The organism is Pseudomonas sp. MM213, assembly GCF_020423045.1.
Taxonomy (GTDB): Bacteria; Pseudomonadota; Gammaproteobacteria; order Pseudomonadales; family Pseudomonadaceae; genus Aquipseudomonas; species Aquipseudomonas migulae.
Genome location: NZ_CP081943.1, coordinates 6131959 through 6149434, shown reverse-complemented (window position 1 = coordinate 6149434; position 17476 = coordinate 6131959). Strand labels below are relative to the sequence as shown.

At 59.0% G+C, this 17476-nt stretch carries 15 protein-coding genes; 9 read left to right on the top strand and 6 right to left on the bottom strand.

The annotated features are described in order from the left end of the window. Positions 1 to 18 precede the first annotated feature (18 nt). Positions 19 to 717, top strand: a complete 699-nt coding sequence (locus K5R88_RS27945; RefSeq protein ID WP_226298750.1) for a hypothetical protein — start codon at positions 19 to 21, stop codon at positions 715 to 717. A gap of 111 nt (positions 718 to 828) precedes the next feature. After that, complete coding sequence (locus K5R88_RS27940) at positions 829 to 1476, top strand: hypothetical protein (RefSeq protein ID WP_226298749.1); 648 nt, start codon at positions 829 to 831, stop codon at positions 1474 to 1476. A 191-nt stretch (positions 1477 to 1667) separates the two neighbouring features. Here the strand turns inward: K5R88_RS27940 and emhR are convergent, their stop codons facing one another. Further along, positions 1668 to 2300, bottom strand: a complete 633-nt coding sequence (gene emhR / locus K5R88_RS27935; protein ID WP_008039456.1) for an efflux system transcriptional repressor EmhR — start codon at positions 2298 to 2300, stop codon at positions 1668 to 1670. 268 nt (positions 2301 to 2568) lie between these two features. On the opposite strand from emhR, the gene emhA reads away from it, so the two are divergent. The 7 genes from emhA to K5R88_RS27900 all read left to right on the top strand — a co-directional run bounded on the left by emhA (position 2569) and on the right by K5R88_RS27900 (position 12660). Continuing rightward, complete coding sequence (gene emhA, locus K5R88_RS27930; protein ID WP_008025666.1) at positions 2569 to 3726, top strand: efflux RND transporter periplasmic adaptor subunit EmhA; 1158 nt, start codon at positions 2569 to 2571, stop codon at positions 3724 to 3726. 3 nt (positions 3727 to 3729) lie between these two features. Next, positions 3730 to 6891 (top strand): efflux RND transporter permease subunit EmhB, encoded by a 3162-nt coding sequence (gene emhB, locus K5R88_RS27925; protein ID WP_226298748.1) that lies wholly within the window; start codon positions 3730 to 3732, stop codon positions 6889 to 6891. Continuing rightward, entirely contained in the window at positions 6891 to 8351 is a 1461-nt protein-coding gene (gene emhC, locus K5R88_RS27920) for an efflux RND transporter outer membrane subunit EmhC (RefSeq protein ID WP_008039450.1), read from the top strand. The genes emhB and emhC overlap by 1 nt, the downstream gene beginning before the upstream one ends. Before the next feature lie 432 nt (positions 8352 to 8783). Continuing rightward, positions 8784 to 10037, top strand: coding sequence for an OprD family porin (locus K5R88_RS27915; protein ID WP_226298747.1), 1254 nt, complete (start codon positions 8784 to 8786; stop codon positions 10035 to 10037). A gap of 193 nt (positions 10038 to 10230) precedes the next feature. Then, positions 10231 to 11421 carry an NAD(P)/FAD-dependent oxidoreductase gene (locus K5R88_RS27910; RefSeq protein WP_226298746.1) on the top strand — a complete coding sequence of 397 codons (1191 nt, stop codon included), beginning with the start codon at positions 10231 to 10233 and terminating at the stop codon, positions 11419 to 11421. 22 nt (positions 11422 to 11443) lie between these two features. Next, on the top strand, positions 11444 to 11821 hold the full coding sequence (locus K5R88_RS27905) for a DUF1641 domain-containing protein (RefSeq protein ID WP_226298745.1): 378 nt from the start codon (positions 11444 to 11446) through the stop codon (positions 11819 to 11821). 20 nt (positions 11822 to 11841) lie between these two features. Further along, positions 11842 to 12660, top strand: coding sequence for a methyltransferase domain-containing protein (locus tag K5R88_RS27900; protein ID WP_223450956.1), 819 nt, complete (start codon positions 11842 to 11844; stop codon positions 12658 to 12660). A 112-nt stretch (positions 12661 to 12772) separates the two neighbouring features. Here the strand turns inward: K5R88_RS27900 and pcaC are convergent, their stop codons facing one another. From pcaC to pcaG, 5 genes are all read right to left on the bottom strand, one after another. Then, positions 12773 to 13165: a 4-carboxymuconolactone decarboxylase gene (gene pcaC, locus K5R88_RS27895; protein ID WP_008025653.1), complete on the bottom strand. Its 393-nt coding sequence runs from the start codon at positions 13163 to 13165 to the stop codon at positions 12773 to 12775. Between the two features lie 11 nt (positions 13166 to 13176). Next, positions 13177 to 13983 (bottom strand): 3-oxoadipate enol-lactonase, encoded by an 807-nt coding sequence (gene pcaD / locus K5R88_RS27890; RefSeq protein WP_223436409.1) that lies wholly within the window; start codon positions 13981 to 13983, stop codon positions 13177 to 13179. An 11-nt stretch (positions 13984 to 13994) separates the two neighbouring features. Next, positions 13995 to 15359 carry a 3-carboxy-cis,cis-muconate cycloisomerase gene (locus K5R88_RS27885; protein WP_226298744.1) on the bottom strand — a complete coding sequence of 455 codons (1365 nt, stop codon included), beginning with the start codon at positions 15357 to 15359 and terminating at the stop codon, positions 13995 to 13997. 45 nt (positions 15360 to 15404) lie between these two features. Next, entirely contained in the window at positions 15405 to 16709 is a 1305-nt protein-coding gene (locus tag K5R88_RS27880; RefSeq protein ID WP_226298743.1) for an MFS family transporter, read from the bottom strand. A 199-nt stretch (positions 16710 to 16908) separates the two neighbouring features. Further along, complete coding sequence (pcaG, locus tag K5R88_RS27875) at positions 16909 to 17475, bottom strand: protocatechuate 3,4-dioxygenase subunit alpha (RefSeq protein WP_008025646.1); 567 nt, start codon at positions 17473 to 17475, stop codon at positions 16909 to 16911. Position 17476: the final 1 nt, after the last annotated feature.

The following is a 17476-nucleotide window of genomic DNA, read 5'->3' as shown; positions in this document are numbered from 1 at the left end:
TCAAGAGAGATCGACATCATGGATGATACCCCTATAAAGGCCGCCTCCGAAGACCAGGAAGTCTACGAAGACATTCAGAATGTGACATTTGAAAAAAACCTCTATGAGCAAGCCAGCACTCTTGCAACTCTTTCCACTTTTCCGATGATACTAAGTTTTCTTCAAAGTGCTGCCACAACTCTTTTTTCTCCTGAGACTCAGGAAAGACTAAGAGCAGAACTGGAAGTCGACAAATACTTTGAGGCCCTTGGCGAGGAAAGCCTCAAGAGGGAGGAAGAAACATGGGCATCCCTTAAACGCATAAAATCTCACACCAGTGTTCTCTTCTACATTTTCAATGCTACCGAAGAAACTTTCAAACTCGATTACTCCAGCTGGAACAACGACAAATCCCCCGCTCAAGACTATGAAATCAAGCCCTTGCAGTACACGTCATTCATACTGCGCAGCGACATACCTCAACGTATCCCCCATCGGCAGATTCATGTGTCGAGCAAAGTGAACCACGGCTTTACGTATCGTAGCGAAAAATTCGCATTCGATTTTTCCTCGCAGCTTTATTTAAGGCATTCGGGCGGCAAGTCAACCCCCTACGCGGATCACCAGATAAACTCTATTGGTAAATCTTCACTGACTTGTACTTCCAGCCTCTCACGAGGCATGAGAGAGAGTCCTTATAGCTACGGCGTGCTAATTACTCTTGGTGAATTAGCCTGAAGAACCCGATTGCGTTCAAAGCGGTGCTCAGCAGCATCTGCGTTTCTTAATAAATAAACCCCCAGGTAAAAGCACCTGGAGCTCACCTACTTAGCAAAATGAAAAATCGACATGAACGACATCAAAGAAGCCAGTAACAAGTACGAAGATCTACTATCGTTTTTCAATTACACTTCCATTGGCACACTTTACAACCTGACACCACTACTATTCAGCGAAGAGAATCAACAAGCACTGGATGAGTTGATCGGGATCGCCCAAGTGGAATTAATCGGCCACCTCGAAAAGATTGAATCAGAGCGCGAGTTGAATCAGAAAATCGAACAGTGGCGACATCAAGATGAAAGCCCGAAAAACACTCGCGTGATCGTCAAACTCATTAACAACACACCGCACACGTTTAAAATCGCACAAACCAGTCTGCCTTTACGCCCATCAGAGCGTGAGTCATTCCTGCTCCAGGCTCACGCAAAGACAGCAATCAAATCCGATTTTGCCTATACGTACGCCGCGCCGTGGCCGAAGAACAAAATCATGTTCAATCAGTTCGTAGATTTTATCGATCAGAACGTCGGAGTACGTTTTGAGCTCGGCATGATCATGAACAAATCCTTCGGCGTTATTTCGCCAATACACAGGGCAACGGTAAAAAACACCGTCACCTCCATTGGCTCATCCAAAATCAATTGTTCCACCAAAATCACCAGCATGGCAGAGGATCAGCCTTTCAACTTCGAGGTGGAAATCACACTGGGCTGAAGCAGCGACCACTGGGGATCGCTCTTACCTTTTCACATCTGCGACACAAATTTCCTACAAAATACGTAGCTCGCTACCTGTCATCCCGGAGCGCGTCCCTATATAAAAGCACCCCAGTACGCCAACGCGGGCGAAGAGTTGATCTTCGCCCGCGTCTATTGACATAAACGGATCCAATTACGCATGTTGCTTCATTTTCGCAGGCTGGGACTGAAACGCAGCATGTCCAGCCCGGTATCGACCCAACGCTCGGCCTCGGTATGCAGCTGGAAACTGTCCGGCGCGAGCAACCATTGGTACAACAGGCCATCTATATAGGCATGAATGCTGATGGCCGCACGGGCGGTGTCGAGGTTTTCCGGCAACTGCCCGCGATTCACGGCATTACGCAAGGTCAGGCCAATGCGCGTGTTGCATTCGAGGCTGGCCGTTCGGCGCTGCTGGCGCAGATCGCACATTTCATCGGTGAATTCGCACTTATGAAACAGAATCTCGTTGATGCGCCGGGTCTTGGGGTCCAACGCAACTTCATGAAACAAATGAATCAGCAGCCGACGCATGCAGCCCAGCGGATCGAGCTCGTCTTCGCTCTCCGCGGCTTTGGCCAGCTCATCAAGGGGCTCATGCAAGCTGTCGAGCATGGCCTGCACCAGATCGGCCTTGTTGCTGAAATGCCAGTAGATGGCGCCGCGAGTGACGCCGGCCAGGGTTGCGATGTCCGCCAGCGTCGTGCGGGCCACGCCCCGCTCGAAAAAGGCTTTTTCGGCCGCCTCGAGTATCTGGCTGCGGGTTTCTTGAGCTTCCTCTTTGGTGCGACGGACCATGGCAGTACAACCTCAATCAGGATGCTTCAGCGATGTCTGAATATCAGCTGAATAAAAGTGGGGCGAGCGCTCTTGGGACTCGTCCCCGGGCCTACAATTCCAACCTTGCGACGGCCTCTGTAACAGCGAGGGTACACAGCCAAGGTATTTACAAACAACCGTGAATGTAAGTATATTCCTTAGCATGCTACTTATCCACCCGGTACCCAATTTTTAACCTTCCATCTTTTCTTGTGCGTTTTTTTGCGCGCCTGACCCGAGGATTTTCATGCAATTCAAGCCAGCTGTTACCGCTCTGGTCACTGCCGTCGCCTTGGCATCGCTGCTCAGCGGATGCAAAAAGGAAGAAGCGGCACCGGCCGCTCCACCGCCTCAGGTCGGCGTTGTCACCCTGCAACCTCAAGCCTTCACCCTGACGTCCGAGCTGCCGGGTCGCACCAGCGCCTACCGCATCGCGGAAGTTCGCCCGCAGGTCAACGGCATCATTCTCAAACGTCTGTTCAAGGAAGGCGGCGACGTCAAGGCCGGCCAACAGCTGTATCAGATCGATCCGGCGGTTTATGAAGCCACGCTGAAAAGCGCCGAAGCCAACCTGCAACAGACCAAGTCGATCTCCGATCGCTACAAGCAACTGGTCAACGAACAGGCTGTGAGCCGTCAGGAATACGACACCGCACAGGCCAACCGCCTGCAATCGGAAGCCGCCCTGCAAAGCGCCCAGATCAATGTGCGCTACACCAAGGTGTACGCGCCACTGTCCGGTCGCATCGGTCGTTCCAGCGTGACCGAAGGCGCACTGGTCACCAGTGGCCAGGCGGACGCCATGGCGGTGATCCAGCAACTCGACCCGATCTACGTCGATGTCACCCAGTCCTCGGTAGAGCTGCTTGAACTGCGCCGCGAACTGGAAAGCGGTCGTCTGCAAAAGGCCGGCGACAACTCGGCGGCGGTCAAGCTGACCCTCGAAGACGGCAGCCAGTACAAGCTCGACGGCAAGCTCGAATTCTCCGAAGTCTCGGTTGACCAGACCACCGGTTCCGTCACCCTGCGTGCGGTGTTCCCGAACCCTGATCACACCCTGTTGCCCGGCATGTTCGTTCACGCCCAGCTTCAGGCCGGCGTGAATGCAGCTGCCATCCTGGCGCCGCAACAAGGCGTGACCCGCGACCTCAAAGGCTCCCCGACCGCGCTGGTCGTCGGTGCGGACAACAAGGTCGAACTGCGTCAGCTCAAGGCCAGCCGCACTGTCGGCAGCCAGTGGCTGATCGAGGACGGCCTGAAAGCCGGCGATCGCCTGATCACCGAAGGGCTGCAATTCGTCAAACCTGGCATTGAAGTCAAGGCCACTGAGGCGACTAACGTTGGCGCAAAGAACCCGGCCCCCGCACAGGCAGCTAACAAGGCTTCCAGCGGCAAAGGGGAGTAAACCATGTCGAAATTTTTTATCGACCGTCCGATTTTCGCCTGGGTAATTGCCCTGGTGATCATGCTGGTCGGGGCTCTATCGATCCTCAAGTTGCCGATCAACCAGTACCCGAGCATTGCGCCTCCGGCGATCGCCATTTCCGTGGCTTACCCGGGCGCTTCCGCGCAAACCGTGCAAGACACCGTGGTTCAGGTGATCGAGCAGCAGCTCAACGGTATCGACAACCTGCGTTATGTGTCCTCGGAAAGTAACTCCGACGGCACCATGACGATCACCGCGACCTTCGAGCAAGGCACCAACTCCGATACCGCGCAGGTTCAGGTCCAGAACAAACTGAACCTGGCCACCCTGCTGCTGCCGCAAGAAGTACAGCAGCAAGGTATCCGCGTGACCAAGGCAGTGAAAAACTTCCTGCTGGTGATCGGCGTGGTCTCGCGTGACGGCAGCATGACCAAGGACGACCTGTCCAACTACATCGTGTCCAACATGCAGGATCCGATCTCGCGGACAGCCGGCGTGGGCGACTTCCAGGTGTTCGGTTCCCAGTACGCCATGCGTATCTGGCTCGACCCGGCCAAGTTGAACAACTTCAACCTGACCCCGATCGACGTCAAAACCGCCATCGCCGCGCAAAACGTCCAGGTATCGTCCGGCCAGCTCGGCGGCCTGCCGGCCCTGCCCGGCACTCAGTTGAACGCGACAATCATCGGCAAGACCCGCCTGCAGACCGCTGAGCAATTCAACAGAATCCTGCTCAAGGTCAACAAGGACGGCTCCCAGGTTCGCTTGAAAGATGTCGCCGACGTCGGTCTGGGTGGCGAGAACTACAGCATCAACGCCCAGTTCAACGGCGCCCCGGCTTCCGGCCTGGCAGTGAAGCTGGCCAACGGTGCCAACGCCCTCGACACCGCGAAAGCCCTGCGCAAGACCATCGACAGCCTCAAGCCGTTCTTCCCGCAGGGGATGGAAGTGGTGTTCCCGTACGACACCACGCCAGTGGTGACCGAGTCGATCAAGGGTGTGGTTGAAACCCTGGTCGAAGCGATCGTGCTGGTGTTCCTGGTGATGTTCCTGTTCCTGCAAAACTTCCGCGCCACCGTCATCACCACGATGACTGTGCCGGTGGTATTGCTGGGTACGTTCGGCATCCTCGCGGCGTTCGGTTTCAGCATCAACACCCTGACCATGTTCGGTATGGTGTTGGCCATCGGCCTGCTGGTGGACGATGCCATCGTCGTGGTGGAAAACGTCGAACGGGTCATGAGCGAAGAAGGCCTGTCACCCAAGGAGGCCACCAAGAAATCCATGGGGCAGATCCAGGGTGCGCTGGTCGGTATTGCCCTGGTGCTCTCGGCGGTACTGTTGCCGATGGCGTTCTTCGGCGGCTCCACGGGTGTGATCTACAAGCAGTTCTCGATCACCATCGTCTCGGCCATGGCCCTGTCGGTACTGGTCGCGCTGATCTTCACCCCGGCCCTCTGCGCCACCATGCTCAAAGCCATTCCCAAGGGCGAGCACGGCGTGCCGAAACGCGGCTTCTTCGGCTGGTTCAACCGCAACTTTGACCGTAGCGTGAAAAGCTACGAGCGTGGCGTCGGCAACATTCTGCGCAACAAGGCGCCGTACCTGCTGGCCTACGTGATCATCGTCGTCGGCATGATCTGGTTGTTCATGCGTATTCCTTCCTCGTTCCTCCCGGAGGAAGACCAGGGCGTACTGTTTGCTCAAGTACAAACCCCGGCCGGCTCGACTGCCCAGCGCACTCAGGTCGTCGTGGACGAGATGCGTGAATTCCTGCTGCGTCCAAGCAAGGATGGCGGTGAAGGCGATGCGGTGAACTCGGTGTTTACCGTGACCGGCTTCAACTTCGCCGGCCGTGGCCAGAGTTCGGGTATGGCGTTCATCATGATGAGGCCGTGGCACGAACGTAACGCCGACAACAACGTGTTCAAGGTCGCGGCCCGTGCCCAACAGCACTTCTTCACCTTCCGTGACGCCATGGTGTTCGCGTTCGCACCGCCAGCGGTACTGGAGCTGGGTAACGCCACCGGTTTCGACGTGTTCCTGCAAGACCGCGCCGGTATCGGTCACGAAAAGCTGATGGCTGCCCGTAACCAGTTCCTCGGCATGGCGGCGCAGAGCAAAGTGCTGGCGCAAGTGCGCCCGAACGGTCTGAACGACGAGCCGCAATTCCAGTTGGAAATCGACGACGAGAAGGCCAGTGCGCTGGGCGTTACCATCGCCGACATCAACAACACCCTGTCGATTGCCTTGGGCAGTAGCTATGTGAACGACTTCATCGACCGTGGTCGTGTGAAGAAGGTTTACGTGCAAGGCCAGCCCGGCGCGCGCATGAGCCCTGAAGACCTGAAGAAGTGGTACGTGCGCAACAGCACCGGGACCATGGTTCCCTTCACCGCGTTTGCCAAGGGTGAGTGGATTTACGGTTCGCCAAAACTGGCCCGTTACAACGGCGTAGAAGCGATGGAAATCCTCGGCTCCCCTGCCCCGGGTTATTCCACCGGTGAAGCCATGGCCGAAGTCGAGGCGCTTGCTCTGAAACTGCCGGCCGGTGTCGGTATTTCCTGGACCGGTCTGTCGTATGAAGAACGACTGGCGGGCTCCCAGGCGCCGGCGCTGTTCGCGCTGTCGATTCTGATGGTGTTCCTGTGCCTGGCGGCGCTGTACGAAAGCTGGTCGATTCCGATTGCCGTCGTGCTCGTGGTGCCACTGGGGATTATCGGTGCGTTGATGGCCACCAGCCTGCGGGGTCTGTCCAACGACGTGTACTTCCTCGTGGGTCTGTTGACCACCATCGGTCTGGCGGCGAAAAACGCCATTCTGATCGTCGAGTTCGCCAAGGATCTGCATGAACAGGGCAAGAGCTTGCAGGAGGCAGCCATCGAGGCTTGCCGCATGCGTTTGCGCCCGATCATCATGACCTCCCTGGCGTTCATTCTCGGCGTAGTGCCGCTGGCCATTTCCAGCGGCGCCGGCTCGGGCAGCCAACACGCCATCGGTACCGTGGTAATTGGCGGTATGATCACCGCCACCGTATTGGCGATCTTCTGGGTCCCGTTGTTCTTCGTCACCGTGTCGGCCATGGGTCAGCGAAAAATCGCCGATCAGGACGACGCTATTGAACCTTCTAAAGAGGCTGGCTAATGAGCAAGTCGCTACTCTCCATCGCAGTCGCGGCCTTCGTGCTGAGCGGCTGCTCGCTGATACCCGATTATCAGCAGCCTGAAGCACCGGTGGCCGCCCAGTACCCGCAAGGCCCGGCGTATTCGCCGGCCCAGGCGCCGAGTCAGGCCGCCGCTGAACAAGGCTGGAAGCAGTTTTTCCATGACCCGGCGCTGCAGCAGCTGATCCAGCTGTCCCTGGAAAACAACCGAGACCTGCGTGTCGCGGCGCTGAACATCGACGCGTTCGCTGCGCAATACCGCATCTCGCGCGCCGACCTGTTCCCGGCGGTTTCGGCCAACGGTACCGGCAGCCGTCAGCGGGTTCCGGCTGACGCTTCACAGAGCGGTCAGGCAGGCATCACCAGTTCCTACTCGGCCACCGTCGGCATCAGCGCCTATGAACTCGACCTGTTTGGTCGGGTTCGCAGCCTGAACGAAGAAGCCCTGCAGAAGTACTTCGCCACCGAAGAAGGCCGTCGCAGCACACAAATCAGCCTGGTGGCCAGCGTGGCGAATGCCTACCTGACCTGGCAGGCCGACAAAGAGCTGCGCAAGCTGACTCAGGACACCCTCGCTGCGTTCGAGGAGAGCTACAAGCTCACCGCACGCAGCAACGAAGTGGGCGTAGCCTCGGCACTGGACCTGGCGCAGTCGCGCACCTCTGTAGAAAACGCCCGTGCGCAACTGGCCCGTTACACCCGTCAGGTCGCCCAGGATGAAAACAGCCTGGTACTGCTGCTCGGCACTGGCATCCCGGCCAATCTTCGAGAAGCCAGGCCGCTGTCTGACGATTTGCTGAGCGACGTACCGCCCGGCCTGCCGTCGGACCTGCTGCAACGTCGTCCGGACATTCTGCAAGCCGAATACAACCTGAAAGCGGCCAACGCCAACATCGGCGCGGCGCGCGCAGCGTTCTTCCCGAGCATCAGCCTCACCGCCAATGCCGGTACGTTGAGCCCGGACCTGTCCGGTCTGTTCAAGGGTGGTTCGGGCACGTGGTTGTTCCAGCCGCAAATCAACCTGCCGATCTTCAACGCCGGCAGCCTGCGTGCCAGCCTGGATTACTCGAAAATCCAGAAAGACATCGGCGTGGCGAACTACGAGAAGTCCATTCAGACGGCCTTCCAGGAAGTCGCCGACGGCCTGGCCGCCCGCCAGACCTACACCGAGCAGTTGCAGGCCCAGCGTGATTTCGTCACCGCCAACCAGGACTACTACCGTCTGGCCGAGCGTCGTTATCGCATCGGCGTCGACAGCAACCTGACCTTCCTCGATGCCCAGCGTCAGCTGTTCAGTGCCCAACAGGCGCTGATCACCGACCGCCTGGCGCAACTGACCAGCGCCGTGAATCTGTACAAGGCACTGGGCGGTGGCTGGAACGAGCAGACTGCGAAAGTCGAGCCGCTGAAAGAAGAAGCGCCGAAGCTGAAGTTGTTCTGATCCAACGGCTGTAAACACGAAGCCCACCGTTTGGTGGGCTTTTTGTTGTCTGCTGGAAAAGTTGTGGTGTCTGTTATGGCCCCATCGCGAGCAGGCTCGCTCCCACAATGGATTGCATTCGTTCGGAAGGAACTCGGTTTACTGTGGGAGCGAGCCTGCTCGCGATGGGGTCAGTATTGCCAACACATAATCCAAGCCAATCTTGGTTCGATAATCGCCCAAAACCCGCTTTTACCAATTGAACCATCCAGTTCATTCCCCGCACCATTCGCCACACAAAACCAATAACAACAGGTTCGACACCATGCCCCCGCGCCCCGCCCTGTCCGGCTGATCTCGCCCCGCTTCATTTGAATTCGAATCTTTTTGTCTGCAACCCGACGGTTGCGGCATCGCCCCGTTTCATCTCCAAGAATTAGAGAGACCGAGCCCATGACGCCTTCCACTTATTTCGTTCCCAGCCTGATCGCCCTCGCACTGGCCGGCGCCGCCCTGCCCGCCTCGGCCGAAGAGGCGGGTTTTGTCGAAGGGGCCAAGGTCAACCTGAACCTGCGCAACTTCTACATCAACCGCAACTTCACCAACCCGACCAAGGCACAGGGCAAGGCTGAAGAGTGGACGCAAAGTTTCATCCTCGACGCCAAGTCCGGGTTCACCCAAGGCACCGTCGGCTTCGGCATGGATGTGCTGGGGCTGTACTCGGTGAAACTCGACGGAGGTAAAGGCACCGGCGGTACGCAGTTGCTGCCGCTGGACCACGATGGTCGCCCGGCGGACAACTTCGGTCGCACCAACGTGGCGTTCAAGGCCAAGCTGTCGCAGACCGAAGTGAAGGTCGGCGAATGGATGCCGGTGCTGCCGATCCTGCGTTCGGACGATGGGCGCTCGCTGCCACAAACCTTCCGTGGCGGTCAGATCACCTCAAAGGAAATCAACGGCCTGACGCTCTACGGCGGCCAGTTCCGCCAGAACAGCCCGCGTGACGACAGCAGCATGAATGACATGTCGATGACCGGCAAAGCGGCGTTCACCTCCGACCGCTTCAACTTCCAGGGCGGCGAATACCTGTTCAACGAGAAGCGCACCCAGATCGGCCTGTGGAACGCCGAACTCAAGGACATCTACAGCCAGCAATTCGTCAACCTGACCCACAGCCAACCCGTCGGCGACTGGACCCTGGGTGCCAACCTCGGTTTCTTCTATGGCAAAGAAGACGGTAGCGCCCGCGCCGGCGATCTGGACAACAAGACCTGGTCGGGAATGTTCTCCGCGAAGTACGGCGGCAACACTTTCTATGTCGGCCTGCAAAAACTCACCGGCGACAGCGCCTGGATGCGGGTCAACGGCACCAGCGGCGGCACACTGGCCAACGACAGCTACAACTCCAGCTATGACAACGCGCGGGAAAAATCCTGGCAGGTGCGCCACGACTACAACTTCGTTGCGCTCGGCGTACCGGGCCTGACCCTGATGAACCGCTACATCAGCGGCGAAAACGTACACACCGGCACCATCACCGACGGTAAGGAATGGGGCCGCGAAAGTGAACTGGGCTACACCGTACAAAGCGGTGCGCTGAAAGACCTGAACGTCAAATGGCGCAACTCGACCATGCGCCGCGATTACAGCAACAACGAGTTCGACGAGAACCGGTTGATCATCAGCTACCCGATCAGTTTGTTGTAAGCCTCAGCGCCAGCGTTGACTCCTTGGGGGAAACGCTGGCGCTGACCGCTGGTCGCGATGAACTGGCGAATTATTGAACCGCAGATACAGTCATCAAGGCGTTCAAGTTCTCCAGCCTGATGTAGGAGCCCCCATTTTCTTCCGTTATCTCCGGATGCTGTACGCGAAGCTGCCATGACCACGGAGGTCAGGTATGAGCAAGCGAATAGTTATCGTCGGTGGCGGCGTCGGTGGAACCATGCTGGCCAATCAACTGGTCAACAAGCTGTATCCAGAAATCCTGCGCGGCGAAGTCCTGATTACCCTGCTGTCCAACTCCCCCGATCACTACTACAAACCTGCGTTCATGTACGTGGCGTTCAACCTGTTTTTTCAGGAAGAACTCAAACGCCCGGAACGCTCATTGTTGCGCCCGGAAATCACCTTCAACGTTGAAGAGGTGACGCGTTTCGATTTCGCCGGGCAACGCCTCAAGACCCGCAGCGGTAAAGTCTACGACTACGATTTTCTGGTCATCGCCACCGGTTGCGTGCCCGCCCCGGAACGTATCGAAGGTTTGAAAGAAGCCGGCGACCACTTCTATCAATACGATCCGGCCCGGCAACTGGCGCAGAAGCTGAGCACCATCGAAAAAGGCCGGATCTTCATTACCGTGTCTTTCCCGCTAACACCCAACGTGCCGCATCAATGCGGTATCGCGCCCGTCGAAACCACCTTGATGCTCGATGATTATTTGCGGCGTCGGGGTGTGCGGGACAAGGTGGAAATTATCTACACCTACCCGACAACCGCTCAGTTACTGCGTAACTGCCTGTTCCTGCAACGACCGACAGGGGAAATTCTGCCGAGTATTTTCGAGCAGAAAAACATCCGTTTTCAGCGTGGGTTCACCCTGGATCGTGTCGATCCCGACAGCAAAATCGCCTACTCCGCAGAAGGCGACTCTCAGCCCTACGACATCCTGATGGTAACGCCGCCGATCCGCGCCGTGGATGCCGTGCTGGAGTCCGGAGCGTCGCAAGCGCTCAATAATGAAGGCTGGTTGCCCACCAACCATGAAACCCTGCAAGTCTATGGCCAGGAAAACGTCTGGGTGATCGGCGACACCGTCGATTTGCCGGTGAGCAAGGCCGGTGGCGCGTGCCATAACCAGGCACCGGTGATCGCCAACAACATTGCCGCTGAAATCCGCCTCGGTGGTCCCGTCGATGTCTACGACGGACGGGTTCAGGCCGTCGCGCAAATGGGCCTCAATGCCGGCATGCCGCTGTGGTACGACTACGGCTGCGATGTTCAACCGACCCCACCGACCAAACTCGGTGGGCTGCTCAGAAACGGCTTCAATCGTGGCCTGTACTGGGCGGTTGCCCGGGGCATGCTGTGACGGGTTCTGGGAGACAAACACAATGACAAACCTGACAGATGAAACCCTCGCCATCGGCACGGCCGACAGGTCGGAGGGACTCGATGCCTTGATGGCAAAACTGAAACCGCTGATCGATGGCGGGCGACTGGATAACCTTGTCGATTTGCTCTCGTTGACCTCGGACATGGTCGACCTGCTGGACGCCGCCATGGTGGAAAAACTGGCGCGGTTGTTCGAAAACGCTACCGCAGCCACCTGGACCGTCAGTAACGCCGTGCGCATGGCCCGCGCCGAAGTCGCCGCCGCCCCGGAACCACCGGGGGTCTACGCCTTGATCAAACTGCTGAACGAGCCGGACACGCGCAAAGGTGTGGCTGTTGTCCTGAAAACCCTGAACGTCATCGGAAGACAACTGTAACCGCCAGAGAGGACCACCTCATGAGCGTCAAACTTGATAAGGCAGGGAGCGCCTGCACGCACTGGGACGCCAAGGCGTACCAGCAGTTTTCGCGCCTCAGGCAACGACCGGTGAATGAATTGCTCGGTCGTGTCGAACTCAAATCACCCCAACGCATTTATGACCTGGGGTGCGGCACCGGCATCGCCACGCAACTGTTGGCCAAGCGTTGGCCTCGCGCTCAGTTGCAGGGCATCGACAGCTCCGGACAAATGCTCGACGAAGCCCGCCTTCTGCCCATCAAGGCATCGTGGAAACAGTGTGACCTGCTCGACTGGCAGCCCGAACAGCCAGCAGACCTGCTGTTCGCCGCAGCCGTTTTGCACTTCATCAAGGATCACCATCAACTGCTGCCGCGACTGCTCGGGATGCTCAATCCAGGCGGTTGCCTGGCAGCGCACATGCCCGACTGGCGGGATGCGTTGTGGTATCGGTTGGTGCTCGACACGCTGGAAGACGCAGGGGCTTGTGGTCAACCGTTAGGCACGGCGCAACTGCGCGAGGCAATGGCCGCACGAACGCTCTTGTCGCTGGAAGATTACTACCGCTTGCTCGCCCCGATCACCGAAACCCTGGACATCTGGGAGACCGAGCAATTGCAAGTGGTCCGCGGCCATACGCCGATCTATGACTGGGTCAAGGTCTCGGCGCTACGGGCAGTGATGCAGGGACTCAAGGCCGACGAACAGGCGCGCTTCATTTACCACTACCTGATGCGCATACACGCGCATTACCCGCCGGAGAGCGACGGGCGAACGCTGTTTCCGTTCAAGCGCATATTCATCGTCGCGACGGTGTAACACATGACATTGCCTTCGCGGGCAAGCCTCGCTCCTACAGGATTATCACAACCTCTGTAGGAGCGAGGCTTGCCCGCGAAGGCGTCAATTCATGCACCGCAAATCGCGAACATTATTCCCGGGACTCGACGCCCAACTCATCCCAAACCGACTCGGCCAAATGAAACGTCGCATTCGCCGCCGGGATGCCGCAGTAGATGGCGCTCTGCATGATCACTTCCTTGATCTCGCCACGGGTCACGCCATTGTTGGCGGCGGCGCGCAGGTGCAACTTGAGTTCACCCTCACGGTTCATGCCGATCAACATGGCGATGGTGATCAGGCTGCGGGTATGGCGCGGCAGGCCCGGGCGGGTCCAGATGTCGCCCCACGCGTGGCGGGTGATCATCTCCTGAAACTCCGAATTGAACTCGGTCAGCGCGTTCAGGCTGCGGTCGACATGGGCGTCGCCGAGGACTGCGCGACGTACGTTCATGCCCTCGTCGTAACGTTGTTTCTCGTCCACGGATGTTCCCCTCAATGGCCCAGCAAAAAAGCGAGAACGCGATCACTGAACGCATCGCCGGCCTGCACGTTGGACAGGTGCGCCGCGTAGAACTCGGCGTACTCGGCACCTGCCACATGTTCCTGGATGAAGTGCCCACCGGACGGCGGCGTGACCGCGTCTTCGGTGCCGGCGATCACCAGCAGCGGCACCTTGATCGAGGACAGCTGATCACGGAAATCGGCATCGCGTACGGCAGCGCAATTGGCTGCGTAGCCTTGCGGTGAAGTGGCCGCGAGCATGTCGGTAATCCGTTTCGCCGCCGCCGGATTGGCCTCGGAAAAGTCCGGGGTAAACCAGCGCGCAATCGACGCATCGCGCAGCGCAACCATGGCCGCCGCGCCATCACGCAACACGGTCTCGATGCGCGGGTTCCAGATCGACGGGTCGCCGATTTTCGCGGCGGTGTTGCACACCACCAGTTTGTTCAATCGATCACCGGCATTGATGCCCAGCCACTGGCCGATCAGGCCGCCCATCGACAGACCACAGAAATGCGCCTTCTCAATGTGCAACGCATCCAGCAGCGCCAGCACGTCTCGGCCCAGTTGCTCGATGCTGTAGGGCCCCGGCGTGACCAGGGATTTGCCGTGGCCACGGGTATCGAAACGCAGCACCCGGAAATGCTCGGTGAACGCGGCAATTTGCGCGTCCCACATGTGCAGGTCGGTGCCCAGCGAGTTGGACAGCACCAGCACCGGCGCATCGACCGGGCCATCGAAGTGCGGCCCTTCAATTTGGTAGTGCAGTTCGCCCTCGGCGAGTTGTACGAAAGCCACAGCAGTCTCCTTCAGGCAGTTAACGCAGAATGTTCAGCCACCGCTCGCTCGACCCAGGTACGGGCCTGTCCGAGGTAGTGAGCGGGGTCCAGCAGATGATCGAGTTCAGCGGCCGAGAGCTCGGCGGTCACGTGCGGCTCGTCGCCCAGCACCGCGCGCAAATGCCGTTGCTCGGCCACGGCGCGCTTGCAGCACTGCTCCAGTAAATGATGCGCGGTGTCGCGGCCGACCCGTTGCGCAAGGACGATGCTCACCGCTTCGGCCAGCACCAGGCCTTGGGTCAGGTCGAGGTTGCGGGCCATGCGTTCGGCGTCCACTTCCAGTCCGTCTGCCACCAGCAATGCCTGCTTGAGGCTGCCGGACACCAGGCAGCAAATCTCCGGCAGGGTTTCCCACTCGGCATGCCACAGGCCGAGGCTGCGCTCGTGCTCTTGCGGCATCGCACTGAACAGGGTCGAGAGCAGACCGGGAACCCGTGTTGCGGCGCCGATCAGCACGGCGGCGCCCACCGGGTTGCGTTTGTGCGGCATGGTCGACGAACCGCCCTTGCCCGGCGCCGAGGGCTCGAACACTTCGCCCGCTTCAGTCTGCATCAACAGGCTGATGTCACGACCGAGCTTGCCGAGGCTGCCGGCGATCAATCCCAGCACCGAACCGAATTCCACCAAGCGGTCGCGTTGCGTGTGCCACGGTTGGTCGGGCAACGTCAGGTGCAGCTCCGTGGCCAGCGCGTCGGCAATCGGCAGCGCTTGCGCACCGAGGGCCGCGAGGGTCCCGGAGGCGCCGCCGAATTGCAGCACCAGCAGGCGCGGTTTGAGTTCTTGCAGGCGTTGACGGCTGCGGGTGACGGCGCCCAGCCATCCGGCGATCTTCATGCCCAAGGTGACCGGCGTTGCGTGCTGCAACCAGGTGCGACCGGCCAGCGGCGTGGCGACATAACGCTGGGCTTGCGTTGAAAGGGTTTCACCCAATTGCGTCAGATCGCTCTCAATCAGTTCCAGCGCCCGGCGCAATTGCAGCACCAGGCCGGTGTCCATCACGTCCTGGCTGGTGGCGCCCAGATGCACATAGCGCTCGGCGTCGGCATCGGTGGTCGCGATCTGTTTGCCCAACGCCTTCACCAGTGGAATCGCCGAATTACCGGCCGTGGCAATCGCCTCGCCGAGGGCGGCGAAATCGTAGTGCCCGGCGCGGCAAGCCGCTTCGATAGGTGCCACCGCCGTCTGCGGAATCAACCCGACATGCGCCTCGGCGCGGGCCAGCGCCGCTTCGAAATCGAGCATGGCCTGAACCCGGCCCTGATCGCAAAACACCTCACGCATATCGCGCGCAGTGAAATAGGCATCGAACAATTGATTGCCCGGTCGCTGGTTCATAAACAGTCCCTGGAGGCGCGGGCCGCTTGGGCCCGCGGGTGTGGATCAAAGGTCGTTTTCTAGATACTTCGCATGTTTGGGCAGACGCAGGCTGAACAGGAACGCTATCGCCATCATCAACGTCACGTACCAGTAGAAGGAGTTTTCCATGCCGACCGCTTTGAGGCTCAAGGCTACATACTCCGCTGAACCACCGAATATTGCATTCGCCACCGCGTAAGCCAGGCCAACACCCAATGCACGCACCTCGGGCGGGAACATTTCGGCTTTTACCAGACCGCTGATCGAGGTGTAGAAACTGACAATCGCCAGCGCCAGGGTAATGAGCACGAAGGCCATGAACGGACTGGTGACGCTTTTCAGGCTGAGCAGAATCGGCACGGTGCACAGCGTGCCGAGTGCGCCAAACCACAGCATCGAGCTCCGGCGGCCGATCCTGTCCGAGAGCATGCCGAAGATCGGCTGCATGCACATATAAAGGAACAGAGCGCCGGTCATGATGTAGCTGGCGGTCTTGGCATGCATGCCGGCGGTGTTCACCAGGTACTTCTGCATGTACGTGGTGAAGGTGTAGAAAATCAGCGAGCCGCCTGCGGTGTAACCGAGCACGGTAATGAACGCGGCCTTATGGTCGCGGAACAGCGCGCGGATGCTGCCGGCGTCCTTGTTCTCGCGCATTTCCTTGCTGGTGGTTTCTTTCAGCGAACGACGCAGGTACAGCGAAACCAATGCCGCCATGGCACCAACCACGAACGGAATCCGCCAGCCGTAGGCACGCAGGTCATCCTCGGTGAGGAACTGTTGCAGCACCACCACCAGCGACACCGCCAGCAACTGCCCGCCGATCAGTGTGACGTACTGAAACGAGGCAAAGAAACCGCGCTGGCCCTTGAGGGCGACTTCGCTCATGTAGGTGGCGGTGGTGCCGTATTCGCCGCCCACCGACAGGCCCTGGAGCAAACGGGCGAACAGCAGCATGATCGGCGCCCAGACGCCGATATCCTTGTAGGTCGGCAGGCAGGCGATGAGCAACGAACCGAAGCACATCATCAGAATCGATATCAGCATCGAATTCTTGCGCCCGTGCTTGTCCGCAACGCGACCGAAAATCCAGCCGCCAATCGGGCGCATCAGGAACCCGGCGGCAAACACGCCCGCGGTGTTGACCAACTGCACCGTGGGGTTGTCGGACGGGAAAAAGGCGGGTGCGAAATAGATCGCACAGAAGGCGTAGACGTAGAAGTCGAACCATTCGACGAGGTTGCCGGACGAGGCGCCGACAATCGCGAAGATCCGTTTGCTGCGCTCTTCGCCGGTGTATAGCGCGGTTGAAGCGATTGGCGTTGTCATTGTTTTTCACTCAATGGGGACAGTGAGAGTCTAGACACACTTTGCAACAGTCCCGTTCCACAAGAACATTTGGTGGCGTACTTATGGACGCCTTCGCGGGCAAGCCTCGCTCCTACAGGTTTTGAATTGGTCATCACATTTTGTGAACGGCACAAAACCTGTAGGAGCGAGGCTTGCCCGCGAATGATCTCAAGCCAACTCAATAATCGAAGAACACCGTCTCCGCATCCGTGCCTTGCAGAATCACATTCCACTGGTAAACACCGGTCGCATCCTGCTTCGCCAGCAAGGTATTGCGACGCTCGGCCGGCACGCACTCCAACAGCGGGTCGGCGACGTTGGCCGGTTCGCCATCAAAGTAAATCCGCGTCAGCAAGTGCTTCACCAGCCCGCGAGCAAACACCAGCACCACCAGGTGTGGCGCCTGGGTCGAACCTTTCAGGCCTTCCACCGTGCCCGGCTTGATCGTGGTGAAGCGGAAGCGCCCTTCGGCATCCACCGGGATCCGGCCAAAGCCTTCGAAGTTCGGGTCCAGCGGTTTGGCCTGATCGTCTTCGGGATGGTCGTACTTGCCGGCGGCGTTGGCCTGCCAGACTTCCAGCATCGCATCGTTGACGATGTCACCGTTGCCGTCGATGACTTGCCCGGTGATCGCCACGCGCTCGCCCAGGGTTTGTTCGACGGTCAGGTTTTCGCGGTTCAGCCAGGTCAGGCCGATGTGGTAATACGGCCCGACGGTGTGGGACGTGGTCGCAGTCAGCGTCATC

Coding starts and splice junctions, on each gene's coding strand:
- K5R88_RS27945 (WP_226298750.1), top strand. CDS start 19: ATGGATGATACCCCTATAAAGGCCGCCTCCGAAGACCAGGAAGTCTAC.
- K5R88_RS27940 (WP_226298749.1), top strand. CDS start 829: ATGAACGACATCAAAGAAGCCAGTAACAAGTACGAAGATCTACTATCG.
- emhR (WP_008039456.1), bottom strand. CDS start 2,300: ATGGTCCGTCGCACCAAAGAGGAAGCTCAAGAAACCCGCAGCCAGATA.
- emhA (WP_008025666.1), top strand. CDS start 2,569: ATGCAATTCAAGCCAGCTGTTACCGCTCTGGTCACTGCCGTCGCCTTG.
- emhB (WP_226298748.1), top strand. CDS start 3,730: ATGTCGAAATTTTTTATCGACCGTCCGATTTTCGCCTGGGTAATTGCC.
- emhC (WP_008039450.1), top strand. CDS start 6,891: ATGAGCAAGTCGCTACTCTCCATCGCAGTCGCGGCCTTCGTGCTGAGC.
- K5R88_RS27915 (WP_226298747.1), top strand. CDS start 8,784: ATGACGCCTTCCACTTATTTCGTTCCCAGCCTGATCGCCCTCGCACTG.
- K5R88_RS27910 (WP_226298746.1), top strand. CDS start 10,231: ATGAGCAAGCGAATAGTTATCGTCGGTGGCGGCGTCGGTGGAACCATG.
- K5R88_RS27905 (WP_226298745.1), top strand. CDS start 11,444: ATGACAAACCTGACAGATGAAACCCTCGCCATCGGCACGGCCGACAGG.
- K5R88_RS27900 (WP_223450956.1), top strand. CDS start 11,842: ATGAGCGTCAAACTTGATAAGGCAGGGAGCGCCTGCACGCACTGGGAC.
- K5R88_RS27885 (WP_226298744.1), bottom strand. CDS start 15,359: ATGAACCAGCGACCGGGCAATCAATTGTTCGATGCCTATTTCACTGCG.
- K5R88_RS27880 (WP_226298743.1), bottom strand. CDS start 16,709: ATGACAACGCCAATCGCTTCAACCGCGCTATACACCGGCGAAGAGCGC.
- pcaG (WP_008025646.1), bottom strand. CDS start 17,475: ATGACGCTGACTGCGACCACGTCCCACACCGTCGGGCCGTATTACCAC.